This is a genomic window from Luteibacter sp. P4_E6, assembly GCF_056401535.1.
Genome location: NZ_JBFUJE010000623.1, coordinates 1 through 2,115 on the forward strand (window position 1 = coordinate 1; position 2,115 = coordinate 2,115).

3 protein-coding genes are annotated in these 2,115 nt (G+C 63.5%); 1 reads left to right on the plus strand and 2 read right to left on the minus strand.

The features are described 5' to 3' along the window. Positions 1 to 302: 302 nt before the first annotated feature. A complete protein-coding gene (locus AC1DT2_RS21590) occupies positions 303 to 515 on the minus strand; it encodes a tautomerase family protein (protein ID WP_477298636.1) in 213 nt (70 codons plus the stop codon). 8 nt (positions 516 to 523) lie between these two features. After that, positions 524 to 1,258: an SDR family NAD(P)-dependent oxidoreductase gene (locus tag AC1DT2_RS21595; protein ID WP_477298638.1), complete on the minus strand. Its 735-nt coding sequence runs from the start codon at positions 1,256 to 1,258 to the stop codon at positions 524 to 526. Between the two features lie 125 nt (positions 1,259 to 1,383). Between AC1DT2_RS21595 and AC1DT2_RS21600 the strand changes: the two genes are divergently transcribed. Next, positions 1,384 to 2,115, plus strand: a 732-nt coding sequence (locus AC1DT2_RS21600) for a substrate binding domain-containing protein (RefSeq protein WP_477298640.1), incomplete at its 3' end; no start/stop codon positions are given.

Consider the following 2,115-nt stretch of genomic DNA (forward strand, 5'->3'; position numbering starts at 1 on the left):
GGGATGGGGAGAGTCTTCGGTGCCCACCCTCGAGGCGAGTTCCGCACAAGTGGAGCGGCCGTAGGCCAAATAAGTACACGGCCGCGCAGCGGCCTTTCCGCTACGAAACGCGGAGGACGTGTCTGAGCAGCGAGGGTGGGCACCGAAGGCTCTGCGCCTAACCCCTTCACGCAATCGGCGGCGCGCGAGCCGCTAAAAACACGCACTCGCAACGCGAGTGAACCGACCCCTTCGGCGCCCTGGCATTCCGCGAAGAACCAAAAAAGCCGCTGAGTTTCGTCAGCGGCTTTGGGTGTCGGTTATCAGACCGGGCCAGGATTCGGCGGCCGCAGCTTCGACGTGGGCAATCCCTTGTAGCCCCAATCCTCCATCGGCACCTCGTYGATGACCACGAAGGTCACCTCCGGTGGTTTGCCAAGGACGCGCTCGAGAGTCTCGGTGATCTCGGCAATGACCTGGGCTTTCTGCTCAGGCGTATTGCCTTCTTTGGTGATACGAACATTGACGTAGGGCATGTTGGCGATTACCAGCGACCGGCGGTGCCGCCGCCGTCGACCGGCAGGACCACACCATTGATGAAGGAAGCCTGCGCGAGGTAAACCACGGCCTCGGCGATTTCTTCCGGCGTACCCAGGCGACCGGCAGGATTCAGGCCACTGAGGAAGTCGTGTGTCTCGGGTGAGTGCATCGGGGTGTCGATGACGCCCGGCGCCACGGCATTGACGCGCACGTTATGGCGCGAAAGCTCGATCGAAAGTCCACGTGTCACGGCGTTCAACCCACCCTTGGTCAACACAGCCATCGTGCCCGGGACATTACGATCCGGCTGCATACCTACCGATGCCGTCACGTTGACGATGCTGCCCTGGTTGCGAGAGACCATGTGGCGAGCGACGACCTGGGTGGGATAGATGAAGCCAYGCAGGTTGGTGTCGATCACCGCGTCGATTTCCGCCGCGGTGAAGTCGATGAAATCCCGCGCGACGAAAATGCCGGCGTTGTTCACCAGCACATCGACCTGGCCAAAGGCTTCCAGCGCGTGATCGAGCAGGCGCTCGGCGGTTTCCGGCAGGCTGATGTCACCCGCCACGCCGAGGAACCGGTCCGGGTTGCCGAGTTCAGCCGCTGCCGTGTCGAGGCGCTCCTGGGTGCGGCCGTTACCGACGACGTTGTAACCGAGGTCAAGGAAAGCCTTGGCGATGGCGAATCCAAGGCCACTGGAGGCACCGGTGACGATGGCTGTCTTGTTCGTGCTCATGAGGATTGAACTCCTGATTGTGTGTTCCGGGGCCAGGCGGCGCCGGGCTGGAACACAATCTATTGCTACGGCAGACAGGGATAAATAAGATCCGGGACACAAGACTCATTACACGGTGTAACGTCATGCAGAGGCAGTTCGACGACCTGATGCTGGGCAGCATCGAACTGTTCTGCCTGGCCGGCGAGCTGGGGGGCTTTACCGCCGCTGCCACAGCGGCCGGGGTCACACCGGCGGCGGTGAGCCGCTCGGTGGCCCGCCTGGAGGCACGACTCGGCGTTCGCCTGTTCGTCCGTACGACCCGAAACATCCGCCTGACCGAGGCGGGACGCGTTTACCTCGACCAAAGCCGCCAGGCACTCGCCCAGTTCGCCGAGGCCGAGCAGATGGCGACGGGCCAGCAGGGACGCGCAGCCGGTCGCCTGCGTATCAGCGTACCCACGACCTACGCGCACTACCGCTTACTCCCGCTCTTGCCCGCGTTTCATCGCGAGCACCCGGATGTCCTGCTCGACCTGCACATAAGCAATCGCAACATCGCCTTCGCCGACGACCCGTTCGACCTCGCCATTCGTGTGCGAGCGCAGGCGGACTCCACCATGATCGTGCGCCACCTCGAAGACGCGGCGCTTGTAGTAATCGCCTCTCCGGCTTATCTCGAACGCAGGCCGCCACCTCGAACACTCGCCGAGCTGGCGACGCTGGAATGCATCCAGTTCGACCTGCCCAGCAGCGGGCGGCGGATTCCGTGGTTGTTTCGGGAATCCGGTGACGATGTGGAGTTCGAAGCCGAGAGCGCATTCACCGTGGGCGAGGATGTGCTGGGCGGGGTGACGCTCGCCCGCGCGGGAGCAGGT